The sequence below is a fragment of the Streptomyces sp. XD-27 genome, assembly GCF_030553055.1.
Lineage (GTDB): Bacteria > Actinomycetota > Actinomycetes > Streptomycetales > Streptomycetaceae > Streptomyces.
Genome location: NZ_CP130713.1, coordinates 6,863,670 through 6,889,210, shown reverse-complemented (window position 1 = coordinate 6,889,210; position 25,541 = coordinate 6,863,670). Strand labels below are relative to the sequence as shown.

The window sequence follows — 25,541 nt, the reverse complement described above, 5'->3', positions numbered from 1 at the left end:
CTCAGAGCGTCCGGCGGGCGGCGATCGTACGGCGCGCCCCGTACGCGGCGGCGCCGACGACGAGCACCGCGGCGCCGGAGACCACGGAGGAGACCGGCAGCGCGAAGGCCAGGACCAGGCAGCCGGCCAGTCCGACCACGGGGACGACGCGCGGCGGCCGGCCCTCGGCCGGGGCGAGGGTCCACGCGGCGGCGTTGGCGACGGCGTAGTAGGCCAGCACGCCGAAGGACGAGAAGCCGATCGCCCCGCGTACGTCCGCGGTCGCCGCGACCACCGCCACGACCGCGCCGACCGCGAGTTCGGCCCGGTGGGGCACCTTGAAGCGCGGGTGGACGGCGGCCAGGGCATGCGGCAGGTGGCGGTCGCGGGCCATGGCCAGCGTCGTACGGGAGACGCCGAGGATCAGCGCCAGGAGGGAGCCGAGCGCGGCGACGGCGGCGCCGACGCGGACGACCGGCGCCAGATGGTCCGCGCCCGCGGCGCGTACGGCGTCCGACAGCGGTGCGGCGGCCTCCGCCAGCCGCTGCGGACCCAGCACCATGAGGACCGCGGTGGCGACGACGGCGTACGCAGCCAGGGTGATGCCGAGCGCGAGGGGGATGGCGCGCGGGATGGTGCGGGCCGGGTCGCGGACCTCCTCGCCGAGGGTGGCGACGCGCGCGTATCCGGCGAAGGCGAAGAACAGCATGCCCGCCGCCTGGAGTACTCCGCCGAGGGTGGCGTCGCCGCCGACGTCCAGCCGTGCGGTGTCCGCGTCGCCGGAGGTGAGCGCGGACACCGCCACGGCGGCGAGCACGGCCAGGACGACCGCGACGACGGCCCGCGTCAGCCAGGCGGACTTCTGCACCCCGGCGTAGTTCACGGCGGTGAGCGCCACGACGGCGGCCACCGCGGTGGCGTGGGCCTGGCCGGGCCAGACGTACGAACCGACGGTCAGCGCCATGGCCGCGCAGGAGGCGGTCTTGCCGACGACGAACGCCCAGCCAGCCAGGTAGCCCCAGAAGTCGCCGAGCCGCTCGCGGCCGTAGACGTAGGTGCCGCCGGAGGCCGGGTAGCGGGCGGCCAGCCGCGCGGAGGAGGTCGCGTTGCAGTACGCCACGACGGCCGCCACCGCCAGGCCGAGCAGCAGCCCCGACCCGGCGGCACGCGCCGCCGGGGCCAGCGCGGCGAAGATCCCGGCGCCGATCATGGCCCCCAGGCCGATCACCACCGCGTCGAACACCCCCAACCGCCGCTGCAACTCCTCCGGGAGGTCTCCGGCGGTCGACGGCTTGCTCATGGGCCCACTCCCTCGTCGGCGCGGTCGCGGAACGTCTTCCGCCACGCGAGGGAGACATACACCAGCGCCACGAGCACCGGAACCTCGATCAGGGGCCCTACGACACCCGAGAGGGCCTGGCCGGAGGTGACGCCGAAGGTGCCGATGGCGACGGCGATGGCCAGCTCGAAGTTGTTGCCCGCCGCGGTGAACGCGAGGGTGGCGGTGCGGTCGTAGGCCAGGCCGATGGCCTTGCCGAGGGCGAAGGTGCCGAACCACATCACCGCGAAGTACACCAGCAGCGGCACCGCGATCCGGGCCACGTCCAGGGGCCGGTTGGTGATGGTGTCGCCCTGGAGGGCGAAGAGGACCACGATGGTGAAGAGCAGCCCGTACAGGGCGAACGGACCGATCTTCGGCAGGAACGTCTGCTCGTAGCCCTCCCGGCCCAGCTTCCTCTCGCCCAGACGGCGGGTCAGGAACCCGGCCGCCAGTGGGACGCCGAGGAAGATGACGACGTTGAGGGCGATCTTCCCCGTGGAGATGTCGAGGTGCTCGCCGTCGCCGAGGCCGAGCCAGCCGGGCAGCAGGTCGAGGTAGAACCAGCCGAGCAGGCCGAAGGCCAGGACCTGGAAGACCGAGTTCAGGGCCACCAGGACGGCGGCGGCCTCGCGGTCGCCGCAGGCCAGGTCGTTCCAGATGACGACCATGGCAATGCAGCGTGCCAGGCCGACGATGATCAGGCCCGTGCGGTACTCGGGCAGGTCCGCCAGGAAGACCCATGCGAGGGCGAACATGACCGCCGGGCCGAGCAGCCAGTTGATCACCAGCGAGGAGATCATGAGCTTCCGGTCGCCGGTGACCGCGTCGAGCTTGTCGTAGCGGACCTTGGCCAGGACCGGGTACATCATGATCAGCAGACCGAGGGCGATCGGGAGGGAGATCCCGCCGATCTCGACCTTGGCCAGGGCGTCGTCCATGCCCGGGATGGCCCGCCCGAGGCCGAGACCGAGGGTCATCGCGGCGAGGATCCACACCGCGAGGAAGCGGTCGAGTGTCGACAACTTGCCGACGATCCCGGCCTCTGCCGGGATCGTCGGGTCACTGCGGCCGGGGGAATCCGTCCTGGTCACGGGCAGGACCTCTTTCGTGCGGTGTCGCGGGTCGTACGGGCGGTCTCGGCGAGCTCGGCGAACTGGCCGGCCAGTGCGGCGATGACGTCGGGCCGGAGCTTGTAGTACGTGAACCGGCCACACGGCTCGGTGTCCACGACCCCGGCCTCCCGCAGCACCCTCAGATGGTTCGAGAGGTTCGTCTGCCGGGCGCCGGTCTCCTCCACCAGGTGGGTGGTGCACAGCGTCTCGCGGGCCAGCAGATGGACGATCCGGAGCCGGAGCGGGTCCGCGAGGACCCGCAACAGTTCAGTGTCGACTGACGTCAGCATGTGCTGATACTTTCACACCATGCCGGCCCCGCCCGCGGGCCGGAGACGAGCCAGAGACGAGAGAGACCGCCTGATGCCCGACAAGCCCTCCGTGCTGTTCGTCTGCGTCCACAACGCCGGCCGCTCGCAGATGGCCGCCGCGTGGCTGACCCACCTGGCCGGGGACCGCGTCGAGGTCCGCTCCGCGGGCTCCGCGCCCGCGGAGCGGGTCAACCCGGCCGCCGTCGAGGCCATGCGCGAGGTCGGTATCGACATGTCGGCCGAGGTCCCCAAGGCCCTCACCGTCGACGCGGTCAGGGCGTCGGACGTGTGCATCACGATGGGCTGCGGCGACACCTGCCCGGTCTTTCCCGGTAAGCGCTACCTGGACTGGCAGTTGGACGACCCGGCCGGGCAGGGCGTGGCGGCCGTGCGCCCCATCCGCGACGAGATCAGAAGGCTCGTCGAGGACCTGATCGAGGAGATCGCCCCGAAGGCCGCCGGGTGACGGCCGAGTGACGGCCTAGCGCCCCGTCGCCGCCGCGGGCTTGACGGCCCGGATCACGGCGGAGTGCATGCCGTCCGCCACCGGATGAGTCGGGGTGATCTCGACACCGGTGAATCCCACGGCCTCCAGGCCCGCGCGGTACTCGGCGAACGACAGCGCACCGGCGATGCAGCCCACGTAGTCGCCGCGTTCCGCGCGCTGATCCGGCGTGAGGCGGTCGTCGGCCACGACGTCGGAGACGCCGACGCGGCCGCCGGGGGCCAGCACGCGGAACATCTCGGCGAAGACGGCGGGCTTGTCCGTGGACAGGTTGATCACGCAGTTGGAGATCACCACGTCGACGGTGTGCGCGGGCAGCGGAACGGACTCGATGGTGCCCTTGAGGAACTCGACGTTCGTGGCACCCGAGCGCTCGGCGTTGGCCAGGGCGAGTGCCAGCATCTCCTCGGTCATGTCGAGCCCGTAGACCTTGCCGGTGGGGCCGACGCGGCGGGCGGAGAGCAGGACGTCGATCCCGCCACCGGAGCCGAGGTCCAGGACTCGCTCACCGAGGTGGAGATCCGCGACGGCCAGCGGGTTGCCGCAGCCGAGGGACGCCACGACCGCCTCGGCGGGGAGCGCGTCCCGCTCGTCGGCCCCGTACAGCGCGGCGCCGAAGTTCTCGTCGATCTCCGCGGCCGTCCCGGTGCCGCAGCAACCCGTACCCCCTTCGGCCACCTTGCGGGCCGCCGCGGCGTATCCGGCCCGGACGGCCTCGCGCAGATCAGAGGCATGTTCGGTCATGACTCCTCCTTCTTCACGTCCCTGCGTACACAACACTCCCCCTTGTATCGACATCCGTCAACATAGATGAGCATCTAATTAAGGGGGCCGGGGGCCGCATCTCGGTGAGCGGAGACATGAAGAAGCCGCCGATTTCGGACGATCCCCCGTTTCGCCCGAAATCGACGGCAGCCGCTGGAATCCGAACTGTTCGGCGGAGCACGGATGCCCGGCGGCCCTCTGAGTATATTGGCTACCAGCCAGTCAACGCAGGAGTTATCGCATGTCCCCGCGTAGCGCATCGGTCAATGAGGAACTGCGCCGACGCTCCAAGACGCGACTGCTGGAGGCGACGGTCGAGCTGGTGGGCCGGGACGGCTACGAGGCGACGACGCTCGCCGGCATCGCCGACCGGGCCGGGACCGCCCGCGGCCTGGTCTCGTACTACTTCCCCAGCAAGCGCCAGCTCCTGCAGAGCGCGGTGCACCGCCTGATGCACATGCGGCTGGCCGCGGCCCTGGACCGGGAGCCGCTGCCCACCGGTCCGGACGCCGGCCGGGAGCGGCTGGCGCGCGCGATCGACGCGGTCCTCGGGCTCGCCCGCGACCGGCCGCGCCTGATGCGCACCCACATGGCGGGGATCCTGACGGCGGAGGGCTTCGTCCAGTGCCCCGAGCAGCAGCAACTCGCGGCCCTGCTGCGCCGTACGGTCGCCGAATACGGCTCGCCGGACCCGGACGAGGACTACGTGCTGCTGCGCGCGCTGCTGATGGGCGCGGTGGTGGCCATCCTGCTGCCGGGGGCACCGATGCCGCCGGAGCGGCTGCGCGCGGAGCTGTTCCACCGGTACGGGCTGGACTGGACGCAGGGCGACCCGCCGCCGGCGGTCGAGCGTCCTTGACCTGACCGTCAGTCGCCGAGCCGGTCGCCCTGGCGGGCGGCGGCCAGCAGGACGGCGTCCAGCAGCCCGGGGAACAGCTCGTCCAGATCCTCCCGGCGCAGGGCGTTCAACTTGGCCGTACCCCGGTAGATCTGACTGATCACGCCGGACTCGCGCAGCACCCGGTAGTGGTGCGTGCACGTGGACTTGCTCACGGGCAGCTCGATCTCCGAACACGCCAGCGCGTCGGCTCCGGCGGCGAGCGCCCGGACCACGCGCAGGCGCATGGGATCGGACAGCGCGTGCAGGACGTCCTCCAGGCGGATGGCGGCCCGCTCGGGGTGGTCCAGGGCGCGGCCCGCCGGGGACTCCGGTGCGGTGCTGGATGTCTGCGTCGGCACGGCGGGACCTCGTTCGCTCTCCCCTGGGATCTCCATCGGACCCCGCTCGGACCTCCATCGTACGAGAACCATCGTAGTTTGACACTCTACGTACTACGAGGTTTATCGTACGAGCGGCATTCCGCCGGATGAGAGAGAGGCAGCCCGTGAGCGCCCTGTTCGAGCCCTACGCCCTGCGGTCCCTGACCATCCCCAATCGCATCTGGATGGCTCCCATGTGCCAGTACTCCGCGGAGCCCTGCGGGCCGGACGCGGGCGTCCCGAACGACTGGCACTTCTCCCACTACACGTCGCGCGCCAGCGGCGGCACCGGGCTGATCCTGACCGAGGCCACCGCCGTCAGCCCCGAGGGCCGGATCAGCCCCTTCGACCTGGGCATCTGGAACGACACCCAGGTCGAGGCGTTCCGCCGGATCACCGCGTTCCTCAAGGACCGCGGCACCATTGCGGGCATCCAGATCGGCCACGCGGGGCGCAAGGCGTCGACGGACCGGCCGTGGCTGGGTGGCGCGCCCCTCGGGCCGGACCGGCACGGCTGGCAGCCGCTGGGGCCGAGCCCGGCGGCGTTCGACGAGCGCCACCCGGTGCCGGACGAGCTGACGACCGCGCAGATCAAGGAGATCACGGGGCAGTTCGCGGACGCGGCGCGGCGCGCGCTCGCCGCCGGTTTCGAGGTCGTCGAGATCCATGGCGCGCACGGCTATCTGATCGGCGAGTTCCTCTCCCCGCACAGCAACCACCGCACCGACGAGTACGGCGGGTCCTTCGAGAACCGCACGCGCTTCGCGCTGGAGGTGGTCGACGCGGTGCGGGAGGTGTGGCCCGAGGAACTGCCGCTGTTCTTCCGGATCTCGGCCACCGACTGGCTGGCGGAGAACGGCGCGGGCGAGGGCTGGACGGTCGACGAAACCGTGGCGCTGGCGCGCCTGCTGCGGGAGCACGGCGTGGATCTGCTGGACGTCTCCAGCGGGGGCAACGCGGCGGGCGTACGGGTCCCGACCGGGCCCGGCTACCAGGTGCCGTTCGCCGCGCGGGTGAAGGCCGAGACAAAGCTGCCGGTCGCGGCCGTCGGGCTGATCACCGAGCCGGAGCAGGCCGAGCGGATCCTCGCGGGCGGCGAGGCGGACGCGGTGCTCCTGGGCCGGGAGCTGCTGCGCGACCCGTACTGGGCGCGACGCGCGGCACGCGAGCTCGGCGACGAGGTGTCCGTCCCGCCGCAGTACGGCCGGGCGGCCTGACCGGCCCGGCGCGGCCGCGGGCCGCGCCGGAGGGTCGTCCCCGCCCCGGTCCGGGACGGGGACGACCGGGGGCGGAGCCGTCCGGGACGGCCGACCGACGGGCCGTTGTCAGTGCCGGGGTGCAGACTCTGTGATGCCGGACACATCCTCAACCCTGGAGGTGACGCGCCATGGCGGACGTGCTGCTCGCGGTGGGCACGCGTAAAGGGCTGTTCCTGGGGCGCCGCGACGGCGGGGCCGACTGGGCCTTCACCGGTCCGCACTTCCCCATGCAGGCGGTGTACTCCGTCGGCATCGACACCCGCCGCCCCGTGCCCCGGCTGCTGGCCGGGGCGGACAGCTCGCACTGGGGGCCGTCGGTCTTCCGCTCCGACGACCTCGGAGCCACCTGGCGGGAGCCGCCGAAGCCCGCCGTGGCGTTCCCGCGGGACACCGGCGCCTCGCTGGAGCGGGTCTGGCAGTTGCAGCCCGCGGGCCCCGAGGAACCCGATGTCGTCTACGCGGGCACGCAGCCTGGCGCCCTGTTCCGCTCCGACGACGGCGGCGAGACCTTCGCGTTCGTACGGAGCCTGTGGGAGCACCCGCAGCGCGAGCAGTGGGGCGAGGGCTTCGGCGGCCAGGCCGTGCACACCGTGGTGACCGACCCGCGGGACGCGAGGTCGGTGCTGGTCGCCGTCTCCGCCGGCGGCGTCTACCGCACCCGTGACGGCTGCGCGAGCTGGGAGCCGTCCAACGCGGGCCTGAAGGCGGAGTTCCTGCCCGACCGGTATCCGGAGTTCGGCCAATGCGTGCACAAGGTCGCCCGCGACCCGACCGACCCCGACCGGCTGTATCTGCAAAACCACGGCGGGGTGTACCGAAGCGACGACGCCGGGGCGAATTGGGCGGAGATCGGGGCCGGTCTTCCCGCCGATTTCGGATTCGCCGTCGCCACCCACCCGCGGCGCGGCGGCGTCGCGTACGTCTTCCCGGTCAGCGACGGCAGCGACCGCTATCCGCCGGGCTACCGCTGCCGGGTTTTCCGTACCGAGGACGCCGGGGCCTCGTGGTCCGCGCCGGCCACGGGGCTGCCCGCGGAGGAGCACTACGGGGTGGTGCTGCGCGACGCGCTGCGCACCGACGACGCCGAGCCCGCGGGGGTGTATTTCGGAAATCGCAATGGCGAGGTGTTCGCCAGCGCGGACGAGGGAGACAGCTGGCGCCTGATCGCCTCGCACCTGCCCGATGTGCTGTGCGTCCGGGCCGCCGCAGTCGGCTGAGACTGCTCCAGGTGAATCAGAGGGGACTGCTCCAAGCGAATTAGGTGAGGCATATCCGAGTGCGGGGCGGGGCATTCCTGTGCTTGCTTCCCAAACCTCACCTCTTCCAGCACCTCATCGCAAAGGAGAATTTCGCATGCGCAGATCTTTGGTCGCCGCCGCCGGAATCGCGGCATTCATGTTCGGGTTCGCGGCCCCCGCCGTGGCCGCCGACGACCCTTGGGATGACCTCGGGAACTTCGGAGGCTCCGGGGCCAGCAGGGCTCTGGTGGTTCCGGCGGTTCGGGTGGCTCCGACAAGGACAAGGACGACGACGGGCTCGCGGGTCTCTTCGGCGGCTTCTCGGTGCCCACCAGCGGGGGCTTCTCGGTGCCCACCAGCGACGGCGGCCGCATCCGGATCGAGCAGACCGCGACCAGCTGACGGTCTCCCCACGCGGTGACGCGCCCGCGGCCGCTCCGGCCCCCGTACCGCCCGACCGCCCGCCGTATCGGTGCGGCCCTCACAGGCTGAGCCGATAGAGTGACGCATCGTGGCTGCACGAGCGTTGAACGAGATCGTAGAACCGGGCTGGGCCAAGGCGCTGGAGCCGGTCGCCGGGCGTATCGCCGCGATGGGCGACTTCCTGCGGGCCGAGATCGCCGCGGGCCGTACCTACCTCCCCGCGGGGGCGAATGTGCTGCGCGCCTTCCAGCAGCCTTTCGACGAGGTGCGGGTGCTCATCGTCGGACAGGACCCGTACCCCACCCCCGGGCACGCGGTCGGGCTGAGCTTCTCGGTGGCCCCGGAGGTGCGGCCGCTGCCCGGAAGCCTGGAGAACATCTTCCGCGAGATGTACGACGACCTCGGGCACCCGCGCCCCTCCAACGGGGACCTCACGCCGTGGTCCCGGCAGGGGGTGCTGCTGCTCAACAGGGCGCTCACCACCGCGCCGCGCCGCCCCGCCGCGCACCGCGGCAAGGGCTGGGAGGAGGTCACCGAGCAGGCCATCCGGGCGCTGGCCGCGCGGGGCCGCCCGCTGGTGTCGATCCTGTGGGGCCGGGACGCGCGCAACCTGCGGCCGCTCCTGGGCGGGCTGCCGTGCGTGGAGTCCGCCCACCCCTCCCCCATGTCCGCCGACCGCGGCTTCTTCGGCTCCCGGCCGTTCAGCCGCGCCAACGACCTGCTGGTCCAGCAGGGTGCGCAGCCCGTGGAGTGGCGTCTTCCCTGACGGGCGGGTGACAGCGGGCGCAGGTAGGGTGCCCGCCATGACGACACATCCGAACACCCCTTCGGGCTGGTACGCCGACCCGCAGGGCACGCCGAACCTGCTGCGCTGGTGGGACGGCACTCGGTGGACCGAGCACACCCACCCCGGACAGCCCGGCCAGGTCCCGCAGCAGCCCGTGGCCGAACCTGCCAAGATCCAGCACCAGGTCCAGCAGCAGGCGGGCGTCGCCCCGGCCGTGACCGGCGGCGGCACCCTGTTCAGCGAGCCGGTCCTGGTGGTGAACCAGAAGGCCAAGCTGATCGAGCTCACCAACGAGTACAGCGTCTTCGACCAGCACGGCCGGACCATCGGCTCGGTGGTGCAGGTCGGGCAGAGCACGCTGAAGAAGGTCGCGCGCTTCGTCTCCAGCCTCGACCAGTTCATGACCCACCGCCTGGAGATCCGGGACGCGCACGGGCAGCCGCACCTGGTGCTCACCCGCCCGGCCAAGTTCATGAAGTCCCGGGTCATCGTGGCGCGCCCGGACGGCCAGCCGGTCGGCGAGATCGTCCAGCAGAACGTCATCGGAAAGATCAACTTCTCGATCGAGGCCAACGGGCAGCGCGTCGGCGCGATCAAGGCCGAGAACTGGCGCGCCTGGAACTTCGCCATCGTCGACCACACCGACACGGAGATCGCCCGGATCACCAAGACGTGGGAGGGCCTGGCGAAGACCATGTTCACCACGGCGGACAACTACGTCCTGCAGATCCACCGGCCGCTGCCGGACCCGCTGCTGAGCCTGGTCGTGGCGACCGCGCTGACGGTCGACACCGCGCTCAAGCAGGACGCCCGCGGATTCGGCTGAGCCCGATGGGCGCACGACGGCACCCGGAGCCCCCCGGGCACGTGCTCGGCATCGACTCCGGCGGCTCTGGCTTACGGGTCGCGGTGGCGCCCGTCGACGGCCCCGGCATCGACGGCCTCGGCGAGCCTCTGACGTGGTCCTCGCCCACCCCGGCCGTGGTCGGCGCGCGCGGCGTCGACGCGCGCAGCCTGCTGGACCAGGTGGTGCCCGCCGCGCGAGAGCTGCTGCGCGAGGCCGGAGCGGAGCGGCCGGCGGCCGCCTGTGTCGGGGCGGCGGGCATGGCCGCGCTCGGCGGCGAACTGCGGACGGTGCTCCCGGACGCCCTGCGGCGGGCCCTCGGCGTGCGGCGGCTCGCGCTGGCCGCCGACGGGGTGATCGCGTACGCCGGAGCGCTCGGCCAACGGCCCGGCGCGGTGGTCGCGGCGGGCACCGGGCTCATCGCCCTGGGCACCGACCTGGCCGCGGGCTGGCGGCGCGCCGACGGCTGGGGGCATCTCCTCGGGGACTGTGGCGGCGGGGCGTGGATCGGCCGGGCCGGCCTGGAGGCGGCGCTGCGCGCCCACGACGGGCGGCACGGCGGCTCGGTGGCGCTGCTCGCGCGGGCGGAGGCGGTCTTCGGGCCGGCAGGAGAGCTGCCCGGCGCCCTGTATCCGCGGGCCGACCGGCCCGCCGTACTGGCGTCGTTCGCGCCGGAGGTCGGCCGGTGCGCGGCCGAGGACCCGGTGGCGGCGCGGATCCTGCGGCAGGCGGCCCGGCACATCGCCGAGGCGGCGGAAGCGGTCTGCCCGCACGGCGCGCACCCGGCCGGCGAGGCACCGGAACGCGGCGACCGGGGGTCCCCCGGGACACGGGGCAGGGCATGGGACGGGCACCGTACGCCCACCACCCCGGCGGACCCCGAGAGCATGGCGCATCCGGCCGACCTGGCCGGGCATGCCGGTCCGGCGGACGGGCGGGCCCCTGGCGCGGCCGCGGGCCGGGCGAGGACGGCGACCGCCGTGGCGGCGGCGGGCCACGCCCCCGGCCGGGCGGCCGGACGCGGCGAGACGTGCACGGTGGCACTCACCGGCGGCCTCTTCCGCATGGGCGAGCCGCTGCTGCGCCCCGTACGCGCCGAGCTGTGGGCGCGGCTGCCGCATGCCCGGGTCGTCGAGTCCCCCGCGGACCCGCTGGCCGGCGCGCTGCGCGTGGCGGCGGCGCTCGCCACCGACCGACTGCTGCTCCCTCAGGACGCGGCGCTGCTGCGCGTGATGTGAGGCGCGGGCCTGTTGCGGAGGCGCGGGTCCGGTGCGGAGGTGCGGGGCCTGTGCCGGAACCCGCGGCGCTCGTGAGCTGCGGGCACGCGTCCTGCGAGGCCCCGGAAGCACTGGTCCGGACCGCGGGCGTCAATATGGAAACCGGCATAGCTGGACGTATGACCCGACGTCGCCCCCGCCCGCGCAGCACAGGGCTTCGAACGACTAACATGCGGCGCCATGAGCTCCCCCACAGGGCCCTCGTCCGGCCTGCCAGTACGAACACCGCGTCCCCGCCAGTCCGGACGGCACCGCCGACCGGAGCCCGCGGCCGCACCCGTCGGCGCACCTCCGCTGGTGCTCGCCGTACCGGGTGCGCCCGATGCCGCCGCGCGCGGCGTGGCGGAGGAGATCCTGAGCATCACCCGCTCCGAGCTGCCCGGTCTCGACGCCCGACTGGCCTTCGCGGAGGCGGACGGCGGGGAGTTCCCGCAGCTGGAGGCCGTGCTCAAGCAGGCGGCCGAGGAGCGCGGGGACCGGGTGCGCCGGGCCGAGGAAGCGGCGCGCGCGGCCCGCGAGGAGTTGCTCGTCGTCGCCGAGGCGGAGGGCGTGGACCCGGCCGAGGTCCCGCTCGACGAGTCCGGCGTGCGCGCCGCCGCGCAGGGCCCGGCGGCCGTCGTGGTCCCGCTGCTGGCCGGTCCGGAGTCCGGGCTGCTGCGGCGGATACGCGAAGCCGTGGTGAGCAGCGGGTCCGCCGCCGAGATCACCGATGTGCTGGGCCCGCACCCGCTGCTGGCCGAGGCGCTGCATGTACGGCTGTCGGAGGCCGGGCTCGCCCGTGCCGACCGCGCCCGCCTGTTCACCGTGGCGACGGCCGCGGACGGCATCATCCTGGCCACGGTCGGCGGCCCCGAGGCCGTGCAGGCCGCCGGGATCACCGGCATGCTGCTCTCCGCGCGCCTCGCGGTGCCGGTGATGGCCGCGGCGCTGGACGAGGAGGGCTCCGTGGTCCGGGTGGCGGAGCAGCTGCGGGGCTCCGGCTCCGGGCAGCTCGCCCTGGCCCCGTACCTGATCGGCCCCGAGGTGGCCGGCGAGGTGCCCGCCGAGGCCGCCCGCGAGGCCGGCTGTGCGACGGCGGAGCCGCTCGGCGCGTACCCGGCCGTGGGCAAGCTGGTGCTGTCGCAGTACGCGGCGGCCGTGGGCATCACGCTGCGGTCGGGGGCGCAGGGCGCGCCGCTGCGCTGAGCAGCACCGCCCGCTCCCGGTACACCGCCGCTCCCCCTACGAGGCGAGCCGCCACACGAGCCGTATGAGCCGCTGTACGCGCCATACGGCCTCGATCCGCCCACTCCGCACGGAAGGGGGCCCTCCGCGTCGCGGAGGGCCCCCTTCGGCGTTCTGAGAGGCCGGGCGGGCAGCCCGGGCTACCTGGCCGCGCCCAGCGGCGCGGCCAGGCCGGTCAGCGCCGTCTCCAGTCCGTGCAGATGAGCCAGTGCCCGCTCCGCACCCGGGTGGTGGTGCGCGTCGGCCGCGAGGGCGGCGGAGGCCGGCGACGGCTCGCGGCCCGGCGAGGTCAGCCGGTGGACCGCCGCCTCCACCCGCTGGCAGGCCGCGGTGAGCCGGGCGTCGTGGGAGGCGTCGGGGTCGGCGGCCGTCTCGGCCAGCCCGCGCACCTGCCGGGCGCAGTCGTCGAGGAGCACCATGACCGCGCGGGCCCGGTCCTTGCGGGCGCGCAGCGGGCTGAGCGGGTGCAGCAGCGGGGCGAGGGAGAGCCGTACCCGGGCCAGCAGGAGTTCCAGTTCGGCGACGTCCGGGGCGGGGTCGGCGGTCGCGTCGCCCGCGAGCCGCCGCGCGGCCGCCGCGGTGCAGCGCCGTACGCAGTGCAGGGCGCGCTGGATCCACGCGTCGGTCGCGGCGTGGGTGGTGATCGGCAGGACGAGCGCGACAGCCAGCGCCGCGCCGAGCGCGCCGACGGCGGTCTGCCCCAGGCGCAGCGCCAGCAGCCCCGGGTGCAGCACGCCCATCAGCCCGTACAGCAGGGCGGCCATCACGGTGACGAAGAACATCATCCAGCTGTACGACGGGGCCGCCGTGTAGAAGATCCCGAACACGCAGAGGGCGACCAGGGCGACGGTGGGTGCGGGCTCGCCGTGCAGCGGTACGGCGACCACCAGGCCGGCCGCGATGCCGCAGACCGTGCCGACGACCCGGCGGAGGCCGCGGACGAGCGTCTCGCCGCGCGAGGCGGTGTTGACGAAGATCCACCAGGCGGCGCCGACGGCCCAGTACCAGCGTTCGTCGGAGAGCGCCTGCCCGACGGCGAGGGCGAAGGCGCAGGCAGCGGTGGCCTGGAACGCCTGCCGGGTCGCCGGGTGGGCCAGCCGGCGCCCGCCCGGCGGGGCCGGGGCGGCCGGTGGCGGGTTGTGGCGCTCGATGCACCAGGCACCGAACCGGACGCCCGCCACCGCCAGCAGGGCTATCGCCACGGCCGCGTACAGCTGGGGCAGCTGGCCGGGGACGGCGTGCAGGAACTGGGTGGCGAAGAACATCATGAACGCGAAGATGCCCAGCGCGTTGCCACGCGGCCCCCAGCGGCGGGCCGCGACCCCGCAGAAGACCACAGCGAGGAACGCGGCGTCGCGCAGGAGCGGCAGCTCGTGCAGTGCGGTAGCCGCCGCCAGCACGGGGAACCCGGCCAGCGGCAGCAGCGCGGTGGTGCCGGCCTGGCGGCGTACGGTGGGGTCGGCGACGGTGAACAGCGCCAGCATCGCGGCGAGTCCCGCGGTGATCGAGGCGGCCAGCGACAGCCCGCACAGCTCGGTCGCGGTCACCGCCAGGCCGACGCCGACGACGGCCCGCGCCGAGGTGCGCAGCCGCAGCCGGCCCGGGTCCGGAGTCATGAACATCCGTTGCAGCACGGTCGCCGAACGCCCCCTGATCACCTGAATCCTCTGAATCCTCTGATGCGCGCTGTTCCCGACGTGGGAAGACTGTTCCGGGCATGGAAAAGGCGCTGCGGGACTCCCCGCAACGCCATTGTCGGGAGAAGGAAAGCATCCGCAGGGACAGTGGCTCAACCGATGCCGCCATAGGTGTGCCATTGGTACAGTCGGACGCCAGATGTTCCGACCAGAGGGAGGCCGTTGGCCCATGTCGGCGGTGGACCCGGCGTCGGTGGACGCGCTCGACGCGAGAATCCTGCGCCTGCTGCTGGAACAGCCGCGCACCAGTGTCCGGGAGTACGCGCGCACGCTGGGCATCGCCCGCGGCACCCTGCAGGCCAGGCTGGACCGGCTGGAGCGGGACGGTGTGATCACCGGTTCCGGCCCGTATCTGTCGCCCGCCGCCCTCGGCCATCCGGTGCTGGCGTTCATCCACATCGAGGTCACGCAGGGGCACCTGGATGACGTCGGCGACGCCCTGGCCGCGGTGCCGGAGATCATCGAGGCGTTCTCGATCACCGGCGGGGGCGATCTGCTGACGCGGGTCGTGGCGCGGGACAACGAACACCTCGAGGACGTGATCCAGCGGCTGATCCGGCTGCCGGGCGTGGTGCGCACCCGCACCGAGATGGCGCTGCGCGAGCGCGTGGCGTACCGCGTGCTGCCGCTCGTCGACGAGATCGGCCGCGCCGCCGCGGCCCGCGCCCGCCGCCCGCTCTGACCTCCTCGTACCGCGCCCGTAACCCCCCTCGTACGCGGACTCCTGACGGTGGGCCACGCCCCCGTGGTTTTTTCGGATTTAACCGGATGAGACTATGCGCTCGCCCATTTCCTTCCATTCTGAGAACGGAGCGCATATGGAACGAGCATGTGGGGGCGGGGCGATGCGCCGCTGGGGAGCGACGGTCATAGCCTCGACCGCGGCCCTGTCGGTGGTGCTGCCGGCCGCGACCGCCGAAGCGACGACCGGCCCGTCCGGTGTCACGGCGAAGGGCGCGTACCTCCTGGACAGCGGGTCCAACAAGCAGCTGTGGGGCAAGGGCGCGGACACCCAGCGCCAGATGGCGAGCACCACCAAGATCATGACCGCGGTCGTGGTGCTCGACACCCGCGGGGTGAACCTGGACAAGAAGGTCACCGTCAAGAAGGCGTACCGTGACTACGTCACCCGTCAGGGTGCCAGCACGGCCGACCTGAAGACCGGTGACAAGGTCACCGTGCGGCAGTTGCTGTACGCGCTGATGCTGCCGTCGGGCTGCGACGCCGCCTACGCGCTGGCCGACACGTTCGGCACCGGCGACACGATGGCCAAGCGCACCAAGTCGTTCGTCTCCAAGATGAACAGCAAGGCCAGGGCGCTGGGGATGTCGAAGACCCAGTACGACTCCTTCGACGGCATCTCGCAGAGCAACCGCAACTTCACCACGCCGCGGGACATGGCGAAGCTGGCCCGGCACGCGATCGGCAACACCACGTTCGGTACGGTCGTGAAGACGACCATCACCAAGCAGAAGGCCCCGGCCGCCAACGGCGGGACGCGGATCTACACCTGGGAGAACACCAACAAGCTGCTCGGCTCGTACCGGGGCGCCATCGGTATAAAGACCGGCACCGGCACCGCGGCCGGCAAGTGCCTGGTGTTCGCCGCGAAGCGCGGCGACCGCACGGTGGTGGGTGTCATCCTCAACGACACCAACCGCTACACGGACGCCAAGAAGATGCTCGACTGGTCGTTCCGCACCAAGTCGACGGTGAAGTGGCGTGAGCTCTCGCCCGAGGCGCAGCAGGACTGACGTCCGCTGAGCCGCCGACGCCCCGGCCGGATCGGCTCCGGCCGGGGCAGGCACCCGTCGTCCAGGACTGGCGGTCAGCGTGGTTCATGAAAGATCATTCCCGCATGACCTCAGAGATGATCACCGCGGCCGCATCGGGTACGTGGAAGCTCGGCGACCTGGAAGTCAACCGGATCGGGTTCGGTGCGATGCGCCTGCCGCAGACCGGCGGGGCGCTTGTCCCCGCCGCCGTGCCCCGCGACCGCGAGCAGGCGATCAACGTACTGCGCCGCGCCGTTGAGCTCGGTGTGAACCACATCGACACCGCCGCCTTCTACTTCTCGCCGCTGCGCTCCGCCAACGAGCTGATCAACCGGGCCCTGGCCCCGTATCCGGACGACCTCGTCATCGCGACGAAGGTCGGCCCGTGCCGGGACGCGGCGGGGCAGTGGGCGCCGCACGCGAGGACCCCGGAGCAACTGCGCGGCCAGGTCGAGGAGAACCTGCGCCAGCTCGGCCGCGACCATCTCGACGTGGTCAACCTGCGCGTCGTCGGGACCGATTCGATCGCCGAGCGGTTCGGCGCCCTGGCCGAGCTGCGCGACGCCGGGCTCATCCGCCACCTCGGCATCTCCAACGTCACCGCCGAGCACCTCGCCGAGGCCCAGGCCATCGCGCCGGTGGTCTGCGTCCAGAACATGTACGGCATCGGCGTGCGGCCCGAGGACGACGCGTTCGTGCGCGGCTGCGGCGAACAGGGCGTCGCGTTCGTGCCGTTCTACGCGGTCGCCGGTACGGGACGCGAGACGGGCGCGAGCGGCGGCGACAGTGCGGAGGTGCTCGCCATCGCGCGGGCGCACGGGGCGAGCCCGGCGCAGGTGCGACTCGCGTGGACGCTGCACCGCGGGCCGCACGTACTGGCCATCCCCGGCACCGGCGACCCCGATCACCTCGTCGACAACGTGGCCGCCGGCGCGCTGCGCCTCTCCGAGGCCGAACTGGCCGTCCTGGACGGCCTCCACCGGGGCGCGGCCTGAGCCCGGGGATCCTGGACCCTGGGATCCAGGACCCGGGGTCCAGGACCCGGCATCCAAGACCCGGGATCCAGGACGGCGAACGGGTTCAGCGGCCGGTCTCCGCATCGCGGACGAACGCCGGGACGCGGCTGTTCAGCACGCTCACCGGTATCGCGTGTCCGGCTCCCGGAACCACCTCGGTCCGCGCGTTCGGCAGGAGGCGTGCCCTGGCCTCCGCGCGGCGGGCGTCGATGGCGCGGCTGGCGCCGCCCAGCAGCACCAGGACGGGCGCGGTGACCGAACGCAGCTCGTCGTCGCCGACCTTCCGCGGCGGCAGCAGCCGTCCCCGGAATCCGCGCATCGCCTCGACGACCAACCGGGCCTGCGCCTCCGCGCATTCCGGGCTCTCGCCCGTGTCGCCGACGATCTTGCCGAACCAGCGGCGCCGGAAGTCCTCGGAGCCGCTCACCATGGCGGCGACGGCTGACAGGAGGAAGCCGGGCTTGAGCGGGGCCAGGGCCTGCGCCGGTTCGGCCAGGGTGAGCGAGACGATCCGGTCGGGGAGGCGCACGGCCTGGTTGAGCGCGACCCAGGCGCCGTAGGAGATCCCCGCCAGGTGGACCCGGTCGACGCCGAGGCCGGCGAGGACCTCTTCCAGCCAGTCCGCGGTGGCCTCCGCGGAGCGGATCGGAGCGGTCTGCGTGCTGCGGCCGGGCTCGCCGACGCGGTCGACGGCCAGCACGGGCCGGTCCTCGGCGAACGCGGCGACGCTCGACGCCCACACGGCGGGCGTCGCGTTGGCGCCGGGCAGCAGCACCAGCGGGACGCCCTCGGCGTTTCCGTAGCCGTACACACGGGTGGTGCCGAAGCGGGTCGGCACGTCCCGCTCCTCGCGCGGCCGCGGCCAGAACTCCATTGCCCGCTCGTACGCGGCCAGGAACCGCGCCCTCGCCTGATCGTCGGTGAAGGAACTGATACCGCTGCCCATGGGACCGCCTCCCCGCTTCGCGGCAGCCCTCCCGGCCGCCGGCCACGGAGTTGATCTTCCCAGGCCGCCGGGCGGGGAGGCGCAACCGGGTCGGGTACTCGCCGTCACCCGCCGTCGCCCACGGGCCGAGGCGGGTCGCCGGGCGATCAGCCGGAGACGGCCTTGCCCCAGCCCCGGGCCACGGTCCGCTTGGCCTGGGTCTCCTGCGCCTCGCTGGGGAAGGACGGGACGCCGATCACCGGCGGCAGCTTGGACGCGGCATCCCTGTCCAGGGTGCCGTTCTTGGCCATGGCGATCATCAGCGCCGGGCGGGCGAAGCCGTAGAGGTAGGTGTTCTGCCCCACGGCGCTGTAGACGTACTCCTGCCACAGACGGGCCGCGGCGGGGTGCGGTGCGTCCTTGTTGATCGCCTGCGAGTAGTACTGCGCGAACTGGCCGTCGTCGGGAACCGCGACCTCCCAGTCCACGCCCTTGGCCTTGAGCTTCTCGGCGTAGCCGGTGTTGAGGTAGTCCCAGTCGATGATGATCGGCGTCTCGCCCGCTGCGATGGTGGCGGCGGTGGCCTCGACCGAGGTGTAGTTGCCGTTCTTCTTCAGCTCGGCGAAGAAGTCCAGGCCCGGCTGGATGTCGGCGAAGGAACCGCCGTTGGCCAGGGAGGCGGCGTACACGGCGGCGAAGGCGGCTCCGGACTTGGTCGGGTCGCCGTTCAGGCTGACCTTCCCCGGGTACTCGGGCTTGAGCAGCTCGGCGAAGGTCGTCGGGCAGCGCTTGACCCGCTTGGCGTCGCAGCCGATGGAGATGTAGCCGCCGTAGTCGTTGTACCAACGCGCCTTGGGGTCCTTCTGGCCCTCGGGGATGTCGTCGAAGGCGGCGACGCGGTACGGGGCGAGCAGGCCCTGCTGGGCGGCGCCGTGGGCGAAGGAGCTGCCGAGGTCGACCACGTCCGGGGCCTTGCTCTGGCCCTTGCGGGAGGTGATGGCGCGGACCTCGTCCTCGCTGGAGCCGTTCGGGTTCTCGACGTTCACCTTGATCCCGTACTTGTCGGTGAATCCGTCGATCAGCTGCCCGTAGTTGGCCCAGTCCCGCGGCAGGGCGATCGCGTTGAGCGTGCCCTCCTTCTGGGCTGCCGCGACGAGGGCGTCCAACCCGCCCGCCTCCTCCATCGAGGTCGCGGTCGCCACGTTCTCGGCGTCGGCCGTACCGGAGCCCTCCGACCCGCCGCACGCGCTCAGGACGAGCGCGGTGGCGGCGACGCCGCAGGTCAGGGCAGCCACCTTGGGAAGGGCCGCCCGTCTGTTCCGGAACGTGATCACGATGTCTCCTCGGTACGGGTCGATACGAGCGGCCACCTGCGCGGAGCTCGAACAACTTGCCTGAACAAGTCGGGGCTCAGTAGGCCCGGCATCGGTGAACGGAAGGTGAACTTGAGAAGAAAAGTTCACCCCCGGGAGGAGGCGAACAGGCCCGCTTCCCCCAGCCGCTCACAGAGCGCGACCCTGCCGCCACCCGCGACCCGCGGATGACCGTACGGCCCCGTCAGGCTGACCCGTGATGCGGTGAAATGCGCACACAACGGCGAAGTGTCGCGCACGTATCGATCGAAGGGGGCGCTGGTGAGGGCACGCCACGAGGAGATCGCCGACGCACTCAGGCGCTCCGGGTCTCATCTGCCCCGGAATGCCCGGCGGTAGGCAGCAGGCGAGATGCCGACCGTGGTGGCGAGGTGCCGGCGGAGTGAGGCGGCGGTGCCGAAACCCGCACGGGCGGCGATGTGGTCGACCGGCAGGTCGGTGGTCTCCAGGAGCCGTCGGGCGTGATCGACCCGCTGCCGGGTGAGCCACTGCCCGGGCGGCATGCCGACCTCGTCGCGGAACCGTCGGCAGAACGTTCGGACACTCATGCGGGCATGCGCCGCCAGCTCGGCCAGGGTGAGGGGTCGGTGGAGTTGTTCCAGGGCCCAGTCGCGGGTGGCGGCCGTGGTGGCGGCCGAGGGCTCCGGCACGGGGCGGTCGACGTACTGGGCTTGGCCGCCTTCACGCCACGGGGGCACCACACAGAGCCGGGCCACCCGGTTGGCGACCTCGCTGCCGTGGTCGCGGCGCACCAGGTGCAGGCAGAGGTCGACGCCGGCGGCGACCCCCGCCGCCGTGAGGACCTGGCCGTTGTCGACGAACAGCACGTTGGCGTCCACCTGGACCTGCGGAAAGGTCTGCTGGAAGTGGTCGGCCTCGTTCCAGTGCGTGGTGGCGGAACGGCCGTCGAGCAGGCCCGCGGCAGCCAGGACGTAGGAGGCGGTGCAGATCGAGACGATGCGGGCGTCGGCGGGGAGGAGGGCCAGAGCCTGGGCCACTTCGCCGGGCAGCCAGTCCCGTTGCTCATCGGGACCACAGGTGAACGGCGGGATGACGAGGGTGTCCGCCGTTCGCAGCGCCTCGCTTCCATGGGCCACGGTGATGGCGAAGTCAGCGCTGGTGATGACCGGACCGCCGTCCAGGCTGCAGGTGGCGACCTCGTACAGCGGCTGCCCGTCGCGCCCGGCAGCCGTGCCGAAGATCCTTACCGGGATGCTGAGTTCGAAGGGATAGACGCCTTCGAGGGCCAGGACGACGACACGGTGCATGGCAAGATCCTTCCAGATGATGGCAATCATGCCACTCGTTCCTGGTGCCGGAAGGCGAGAACCTTGATCCAAGCGGGCCGGAACGGCCCGAACGGAACAGAGGGATGACGATGCGTGCGATCGGTCAGGACGGCTTCGGCGGGCCCGAGGTACTGAAGGTCATCGAGGTGGAGCGCCCGGAGCCGGGTCCGGCCGAGGTGCTGGTGCGGGTGCATGCCGCCGGGGTCAACCCGACCGACTCCTGGCACCGGGCCTCCGGCGGGCTGGCCGGCGCCGTGGTCCGGCTCGGCTGGGACGTCTCCGGCGTCGTCGAGGCCGTCGGTCCGGGGGTGACCACACTGGCCCCGGGCGACGAGGTGTTCGGCCTGCCGCGCCACCCGCTCCCCGCGGGCACCTACGCCGAGTACGTGACCTCCCCGGCCCGGCACCTGGTCCGCAAGCCCGCCGGGCTCACCCACGTACAGGCCGCCGCGCTGCCGCTGGCCGCGCTCACCGCCTGGCAGGCCCTGGTCGACGTCGCCGAATTGAGCCCCGGCCAGAGGGTGCTGATCCACGCGGCGGCGGGCGGCGTCGGCCACCTCGCCGTGCAGATCGCGAAGGCCCGCGGCGCCCACGTGATCGGGACCGCCCGCTCGGCCAAGCACGACTTCCTGCGCGGCCTGGGCGCCGACGAACTGGTCGACTACACCGAGGCCGACTTCGAGACGGCCATCGAACCGGTCGACGTCGTCATCGACACGATCGGCGGCGCGTACGGGCCGCGCTCACTGCGCACCCTGCGCCGCGGCGGCGTCCTGGTCTCACTCGCCTCCCCGGCCGAGGCGTACCTGGCCGACGAGGCCGCCCCTCTCGGGCTGCGCGCCACCTTCATGATCGTCGAAGCCGACCAGGCGGGCATGCGGGAGATCGCCGCCCTCGCCGAGGCGGGCCTGCTCCGGCCCGCGATCGACACGGTGCTCCCGCTCGACCAGGCGGCCAAGGCCCACGAGCTGGGCGACAGCCGCCGCACCACCGGCAAGATCGTCCTCTCCCTCACCGACTGACCACCCGGCTGACCGCCCGACGGACCGGAAGAGCCCTTCCTGCGATGACCACCTTCGTCCTCATACCCGGCGCCTGGCACGGCGCCTGGACCTACGAACCGCTGGCCCGGCAGCTCCGCACACACGGACACCAGGCCCACCCCCTCACCCTCACCGGAGTGGGGGACCGCCGGCACCTGCTCACCTCCACGGTCAACCTCGACACCCACATCGCAGACGTCGTCAACCTCCTGACCGACCAGCAGATCACCGACGCCGTCCTGGTCGGACACAGCTACGGCGGCATGGTGATCACAGGCGCCGCCGACCGCGTCCCGGAGCGCGTGGCCGGCCTGGTCTACGTCGACGCCATGGTCCCCGAGGACGGCGACTCATGCTGGTCCCTCGTCACCGACCAAGAGCGCGCCTGGTACCTCGAGGGCGTGGGCGAGACCGGCTACACCAGCGCACCCCTGCCGTTCTTCGACCCCCGGGCCACACCCCACCCGCTGGCCTCCCTCCTCCAGTCCGTCCGCTTGAAGGGCGGCCTCGACCGCTACCGCAGCAGGGACTACGTCTACGCCACCGGCTGGGACGGGCAGTCCCCCTTCACCGCGCTCCACGAACGACTGCGCGACGACCCCGCCTGGCGCACGCACGCCGTGGCCTCCGGCCACAACGTGATGCGGGACGCTCCTGACGAACTGCTGAAGATCCTGCTGACGACCGCACAGGACCAGTGAACGAACAGCCTGTCCGCCACACCCTGGACGGTCCGGATCATCCAAGGCAGCTGAGCCGCACCTGACGGCTGGGATCACTCCCGTCCACTGACGTTGCCGTCAGCCTTACCGTCCCAGAGCACGATGAAGCCCCCGCCAGGAGACACCTGGCGGGGGCTTCACATTGGCTAAGAGCTGTCCCGCAACCATCAAGAAGCCCCGCTCGCGGGCACACGAGCTGTGCGAGGAGATCGTGCGCCGCACCGAGCCGGCATGCGGTTCGTTCGCTGAGCCCGGGAAAACCGTTGGACCTGCTGACGGGGGCGCGTCGTAGGGTTCGGGGCGCGGTGACGCGGTCGGCGAAGAGGGAACGGTGGATGGCGGGACTGTACGAGATCTGGCAGCGGGCGGACGTGTCGCGCAGGCTCGACGTGTTGTCGGGCTTCATCGCGATGTGCGTGGTGGGGGACGACGACGCGCGACGCCGTCTCGCCCAGCTGATTGCTGGCGCGGACGCGGCCCTCTCCACCTCGCCCCCGGATTTGGTGGTCGCCTCGGAGCACCTGGACGAACTCGTCTGGTGGGCTGACACGGAGTGGGCCGATCACCCCTATCGTCCCGTGGAAGCCCGGCCAGACGAGGCCGACCGGCAGACGCGCGACTACGCAAAGGATCTCCGGCACGCAGCACTCCCGGTCCGCGTCCGGGACGAGATGGGCCGCATCGAACTCAGTCTTGAGGTGCGGTTTCTGGCCTTGTGCCGCCAACCGGAGTTGGACTGTCGGATCCGCCAGGATGTCTTCTACGTCGCCGGGCGTGCCGCGATGGCCCTCGATCTTGGACACTTGGAAGCGGCAGAGCGGGAGATCCGGCGCATGGAACAGGTGGGTTCCGTGGAGCCGCGGGAGAGCCGCTGCGGCTGATTCGCGGCTTTCCGAGGTCCACAGATGTGGAACGATCTCTTCACGTGGCTGGTGTGATCACGGCGTCGGAACCGCATTGGATAGCCCCGTTCAGCGGGCTGCAGCCGCGCGACTTCCGCAGGCTGACCGCTATGTTGCGCCGAGAGGGTGCTGAGCTGACTCGTCGAGGGCGTCCCTGGTCACTGCCGCTGGAAGACCGGCTGCTGTTGGTCACCGCGTACTGGCGAACCAACCTGACACTGCGCCAGCTAGCCCCGCTGTTCGGCATCTCCACGTCAGCTGCCGCCCGCATCGTCGACGACGTCGGGCCGTTGCTGGCCCTCAAGCAGCGGCAGCGCTTCCGCGCCGGCACCGTGCTCATCGTAGACGGCACACTCGTGCCCACCCGCGACCACAGCGCCGCCGAGCAGTCCAAGAATTACAGGTACTCCACCAACCACCAAGTGGTCATCGACGCAGACACACAGCTGGTCGTTGTGGTCGGACGGCCGGTGCCTGGGAACCGCAACGACTGCAAGGCGTGGGCCGAGTCCGGCGCGAAGGCCGCCGTCGGGAAGACCACCACGATCGCCGACGGCGGCTACCCGGGCACTGGACTGGTCATTCCGCACCGCCGTCCCGTCGGCGGCGAGCTGTGCGACTGGAAGCAAAAGCCAACCGCTCCCACAAGCAGGTCCGGGCCCGTGTCGAGCACGTCTTCGCGCGAATGAAGACCTGGAAGATCCTGCGCGACTGTCGACTCAAGGGCGACGGTGTCCACCACGCCATACTCGGCATCGCCCGCCTGCACAACCTCATCCAAGCCGCATAGCGGGCTACCCGCCCTGGGTAGTCAGCCAGCCTCGCACGCCTCGGAGATCATTACGGGACAACGCTTAGTGCAGGTTATGCCAGGCGTGACCACAAGCACCTCGACATTCTGCTTCTCTTCGCCGCGTGTCGGCGACGACGAACACGGAGAGCAGAACACGAAAGGCATTCAAGTATTCGCTCGGCGGAAGATTGATAATCCTCCCCATTTGTTCGAGAATCCTCTCTCGAACGATCAAGACCGCGGGGGTCATTGTCGTCTTTACCCCTGACCGCAACAGACCGTCGCGCCCATCCTGCGCCGTTGCGTGTGCCTGCATGGAGTAGCGAACCACCTCTTGCAGTACCGCTCTCTGCTCACCCAGCTCCAGCGAAGAGAACCAGGTCACGGCCTCCTCAAAGGCGCGGAACCCTTGGGCGACCTCGTTGATGATTCGCTCTGATGCTCGCAAGTGCTCACCTCTACGGCGTGACCCCCGCCAGCACATACTACGTGTGCGCACGCGGCGTTCGTCACGGCGTTGCGGCCGTGCCGCGCGCGACCCGCGCCAGCGGGTCGCCTTTGTACAGCACCCGTCCGGCAACGTTGCCCTCAACCGTTGCCGTCAAGGCCCCTCAGAAGCCCCGCTGGATACCGCTTCAGCGGGGCTTCCCGTTTATTCAACGAACCGATCGGCTGAGGCAATTCCGATTCGAGGCAGGCTGACGGTTCATGAGATTCGGGTGAATCAACACCCGCAGCTCAGTCCGCCATCCGGGCGCTAATTGCATCTATTTCCCGGCGAATCGGCCCACTGACCGGAATCCTCTTCCACCACCAGCCGCGCCCCTCACCGATCGAGTCGTCGAGTTTTTTGATGCGTTGACAGTCGTCCTGTTCCGTATAGGAGAGAAACTTCTCGTCTACGTCTCTCACTGCCGCAGCAGCAGCCGTGGAACAATCCGGGTCAAGCTTCCCGAGCCCTCTAGCCACGAAATCGCGCAGGGAAAGGGCTGCAAGGAGATCGTAGGCACCCCAGACCGTCCGGTCGGAATCAGAGAGGGGTAGATCACTTTCCATCTTCTTGAGGTGCTGATACCAGCCAGCCACCAGGTCACACAAGTCAATCTCACGACTCGCTGACACTCGAACCGAGATCTGTTGCAGTTTGGAAATTTCGCTCGACCCCAGGAAACGACTGAGCCATTCCTTGATCTCGTGATTCATGGCGATCACCGTCTCCCCGGGTAGTACGTTGTTGTCCTCCAGGGCATATCCCAGTTCACAATAACTCGCACTCCGTTGCGATCGAAGCGAGAGGAATTTTGGCCGGTGAGCTGCACAGGGCCTGCATTCCGCAAGGTATCTTCAATTTCCGCTCGCGTCGGCCGCCCCAGTGCCGGATTTCCGTCATCAGTATGCCCGTTTGCAAACTCCACGAACTCGTCTAGCGAGTATTCACTCCCATGGAAGTCTTGCCCTCCAAGCTTGTCGCCGGGCTTTCCGCCAACTGCCGTCCGGCAGTCAGAGCCACTATTGTGAACCAGTACCGGCGTCTCGCCCGCCAGCACATAGTACGTGTGCGCGCCGGATGGGCGTCACCTGCATTTTCGCTGGTCAGCGAATTCCGGCCTGTCCGTGGGTGTGCATGGAAGTGCCGTGCTGTGCGCCTCTGTTGCCGTCGGCGTTGCCGTCAGACGGCTACGCGCGTGAGGGCGGTGGAGT

Annotated in this window: 25 protein-coding genes and 1 pseudogene; 15 read left to right on the top strand and 11 right to left on the bottom strand. The window is 71.5% G+C overall.

The genetic code is table 11. The annotated features are described in order from the left end of the window. Window position 1 precedes the first annotated feature (1 nt). From Q3Y56_RS30075 to Q3Y56_RS30065, 3 genes are read right to left on the bottom strand one after another with little or no spacing between them, the layout of a single operon-like run. Window positions 2–1,279: an APC family permease gene (locus tag Q3Y56_RS30075; protein ID WP_304464916.1), complete on the bottom strand. Its 1,278-nt coding sequence runs from the start codon at window positions 1,277–1,279 to the stop codon at window positions 2–4. Beyond that, on the bottom strand, window positions 1,276–2,391 hold the full coding sequence (gene arsB / locus Q3Y56_RS30070; protein ID WP_304464915.1) for an ACR3 family arsenite efflux transporter: 1,116 nt from the start codon (window positions 2,389–2,391) through the stop codon (window positions 1,276–1,278). Before arsB ends, Q3Y56_RS30075 begins: the two co-directional genes overlap by 4 nt. Next, window positions 2,388–2,702, bottom strand: coding sequence for a helix-turn-helix transcriptional regulator (locus Q3Y56_RS30065; protein WP_304464914.1), 315 nt, complete (start codon window positions 2,700–2,702; stop codon window positions 2,388–2,390). Before Q3Y56_RS30065 ends, arsB begins: the two co-directional genes overlap by 4 nt. 73 nt (window positions 2,703–2,775) lie before the next feature. Between Q3Y56_RS30065 and Q3Y56_RS30060 the strand changes: the two genes are divergently transcribed. Then, window positions 2,776–3,189, top strand: coding sequence for an arsenate reductase ArsC (locus tag Q3Y56_RS30060; RefSeq protein ID WP_304464913.1), 414 nt, complete (start codon window positions 2,776–2,778; stop codon window positions 3,187–3,189). Window positions 3,190–3,204: 15 nt separating this feature from the next. Here the strand turns inward: Q3Y56_RS30060 and arsM are convergent, their stop codons facing one another. Then, on the bottom strand, window positions 3,205–3,972 hold the full coding sequence (gene arsM, locus Q3Y56_RS30055) for an arsenite methyltransferase (protein ID WP_304464912.1): 768 nt from the start codon (window positions 3,970–3,972) through the stop codon (window positions 3,205–3,207). Between the two features lie 262 nt (window positions 3,973–4,234). Here arsM and Q3Y56_RS30050 point away from each other — a divergent pair, with 262 nt between their 5' ends. Next, complete coding sequence (locus Q3Y56_RS30050; protein ID WP_304464911.1) at window positions 4,235–4,852, top strand: TetR/AcrR family transcriptional regulator; 618 nt, start codon at window positions 4,235–4,237, stop codon at window positions 4,850–4,852. An 8-nt stretch (window positions 4,853–4,860) separates the two neighbouring features. Here the strand turns inward: Q3Y56_RS30050 and Q3Y56_RS30045 are convergent, their stop codons facing one another. Then, on the bottom strand, window positions 4,861–5,232 hold the full coding sequence (locus Q3Y56_RS30045) for a helix-turn-helix transcriptional regulator (RefSeq protein ID WP_304464910.1): 372 nt from the start codon (window positions 5,230–5,232) through the stop codon (window positions 4,861–4,863). Between the two features lie 146 nt (window positions 5,233–5,378). Between Q3Y56_RS30045 and Q3Y56_RS30040 the strand changes: the two genes are divergently transcribed. The 6 genes from Q3Y56_RS30040 (at window position 5,379) to Q3Y56_RS30015 (ending at window position 12,266) form a co-directional block, all read left to right on the top strand. Then, a complete protein-coding gene (locus tag Q3Y56_RS30040) occupies window positions 5,379–6,470 on the top strand; it encodes an NADH:flavin oxidoreductase/NADH oxidase (RefSeq protein WP_304464909.1) in 1,092 nt (363 codons plus the stop codon). Window positions 6,471–6,640: 170 nt separating this feature from the next. Next, a complete protein-coding gene (locus Q3Y56_RS30035) occupies window positions 6,641–7,729 on the top strand; it encodes a sialidase family protein (RefSeq protein ID WP_304464908.1) in 1,089 nt (362 codons plus the stop codon). A 532-nt stretch (window positions 7,730–8,261) separates the two neighbouring features. After that, entirely contained in the window at window positions 8,262–8,939 is a 678-nt protein-coding gene (locus Q3Y56_RS30030; RefSeq protein WP_304464907.1) for a uracil-DNA glycosylase, read from the top strand. Between the two features lie 37 nt (window positions 8,940–8,976). Next, entirely contained in the window at window positions 8,977–9,786 is an 810-nt protein-coding gene (locus tag Q3Y56_RS30025) for a phospholipid scramblase-related protein (protein ID WP_304464906.1), read from the top strand. A 5-nt stretch (window positions 9,787–9,791) separates the two neighbouring features. After that, window positions 9,792–11,042, top strand: coding sequence for an N-acetylglucosamine kinase (locus Q3Y56_RS30020; RefSeq protein ID WP_304464905.1), 1,251 nt, complete (start codon window positions 9,792–9,794; stop codon window positions 11,040–11,042). A gap of 219 nt (window positions 11,043–11,261) precedes the next feature. Beyond that, entirely contained in the window at window positions 11,262–12,266 is a 1,005-nt protein-coding gene (locus Q3Y56_RS30015; RefSeq protein WP_304464904.1) for a sirohydrochlorin chelatase, read from the top strand. Between the two features lie 179 nt (window positions 12,267–12,445). Here Q3Y56_RS30015 and Q3Y56_RS30010 read toward each other — a convergent pair whose 3' ends face one another. After that, the gene (locus Q3Y56_RS30010) at window positions 12,446–13,927 is read right to left on the bottom strand and encodes an FUSC family protein (protein ID WP_304464903.1); all 1,482 of its coding nucleotides are present in this window, start codon (window positions 13,925–13,927) and stop codon (window positions 12,446–12,448) included. Between the two features lie 244 nt (window positions 13,928–14,171). Between Q3Y56_RS30010 and Q3Y56_RS30005 the strand changes: the two genes are divergently transcribed. The 3 genes from Q3Y56_RS30005 (at window position 14,172) to Q3Y56_RS29995 (ending at window position 16,772) form a co-directional block, all read left to right on the top strand. Beyond that, window positions 14,172–14,684, top strand: coding sequence for an Lrp/AsnC family transcriptional regulator (locus Q3Y56_RS30005; RefSeq protein WP_304464902.1), 513 nt, complete (start codon window positions 14,172–14,174; stop codon window positions 14,682–14,684). Between the two features lie 136 nt (window positions 14,685–14,820). After that, on the top strand, window positions 14,821–15,756 hold the full coding sequence (locus Q3Y56_RS30000; RefSeq protein WP_304464901.1) for a D-alanyl-D-alanine carboxypeptidase family protein: 936 nt from the start codon (window positions 14,821–14,823) through the stop codon (window positions 15,754–15,756). A gap of 104 nt (window positions 15,757–15,860) precedes the next feature. Beyond that, on the top strand, window positions 15,861–16,772 hold the full coding sequence (locus tag Q3Y56_RS29995) for an oxidoreductase (RefSeq protein ID WP_304464900.1): 912 nt from the start codon (window positions 15,861–15,863) through the stop codon (window positions 16,770–16,772). Between the two features lie 85 nt (window positions 16,773–16,857). On the opposite strand, the gene Q3Y56_RS29990 is transcribed toward Q3Y56_RS29995, so the two are convergent. The 3 genes from Q3Y56_RS29990 to Q3Y56_RS29980 form a co-directional block, all read right to left on the bottom strand. After that, on the bottom strand, window positions 16,858–17,739 hold the full coding sequence (locus Q3Y56_RS29990) for an alpha/beta fold hydrolase (protein ID WP_304464899.1): 882 nt from the start codon (window positions 17,737–17,739) through the stop codon (window positions 16,858–16,860). Window positions 17,740–17,885: 146 nt separating this feature from the next. After that, window positions 17,886–19,013 (bottom strand): ABC transporter substrate-binding protein, encoded by a 1,128-nt coding sequence (locus Q3Y56_RS29985; RefSeq protein ID WP_304465866.1) that lies wholly within the window; start codon window positions 19,011–19,013, stop codon window positions 17,886–17,888. A gap of 389 nt (window positions 19,014–19,402) precedes the next feature. Further along, complete coding sequence (locus Q3Y56_RS29980) at window positions 19,403–20,359, bottom strand: GlxA family transcriptional regulator (RefSeq protein ID WP_304464898.1); 957 nt, start codon at window positions 20,357–20,359, stop codon at window positions 19,403–19,405. Between the two features lie 110 nt (window positions 20,360–20,469). Between Q3Y56_RS29980 and Q3Y56_RS29975 the strand changes: the two genes are divergently transcribed. The 4 genes and pseudogenes from Q3Y56_RS29975 (at window position 20,470) to Q3Y56_RS29960 (ending at window position 23,837) form a co-directional block, all read left to right on the top strand. After that, complete coding sequence (locus Q3Y56_RS29975; RefSeq protein ID WP_304465865.1) at window positions 20,470–21,402, top strand: NADP-dependent oxidoreductase; 933 nt, start codon at window positions 20,470–20,472, stop codon at window positions 21,400–21,402. 44 nt (window positions 21,403–21,446) lie between these two features. Then, window positions 21,447–22,124 (top strand): alpha/beta fold hydrolase, encoded by a 678-nt coding sequence (locus Q3Y56_RS29970; RefSeq protein WP_304464897.1) that lies wholly within the window; start codon window positions 21,447–21,449, stop codon window positions 22,122–22,124. 356 nt (window positions 22,125–22,480) lie between these two features. Then, on the top strand, window positions 22,481–23,026 hold the full coding sequence (locus Q3Y56_RS29965; RefSeq protein WP_304464896.1) for a hypothetical protein: 546 nt from the start codon (window positions 22,481–22,483) through the stop codon (window positions 23,024–23,026). A gap of 44 nt (window positions 23,027–23,070) precedes the next feature. Beyond that, a pseudogene (locus Q3Y56_RS29960) lies at window positions 23,071–23,837 on the top strand (transposase). 64 nt (window positions 23,838–23,901) lie between these two features. Here Q3Y56_RS29960 and Q3Y56_RS29955 read toward each other — a convergent pair. Together Q3Y56_RS29955 and Q3Y56_RS29950 are read right to left on the bottom strand one after the other, a co-directional pair. Next, window positions 23,902–24,288: a DUF5958 family protein gene (locus Q3Y56_RS29955; RefSeq protein ID WP_304464895.1), complete on the bottom strand. Its 387-nt coding sequence runs from the start codon at window positions 24,286–24,288 to the stop codon at window positions 23,902–23,904. A gap of 290 nt (window positions 24,289–24,578) precedes the next feature. Further along, window positions 24,579–25,043, bottom strand: a complete 465-nt coding sequence (locus tag Q3Y56_RS29950) for a hypothetical protein (protein ID WP_304464894.1) — start codon at window positions 25,041–25,043, stop codon at window positions 24,579–24,581. Window positions 25,044–25,541: the final 498 nt, after the last annotated feature.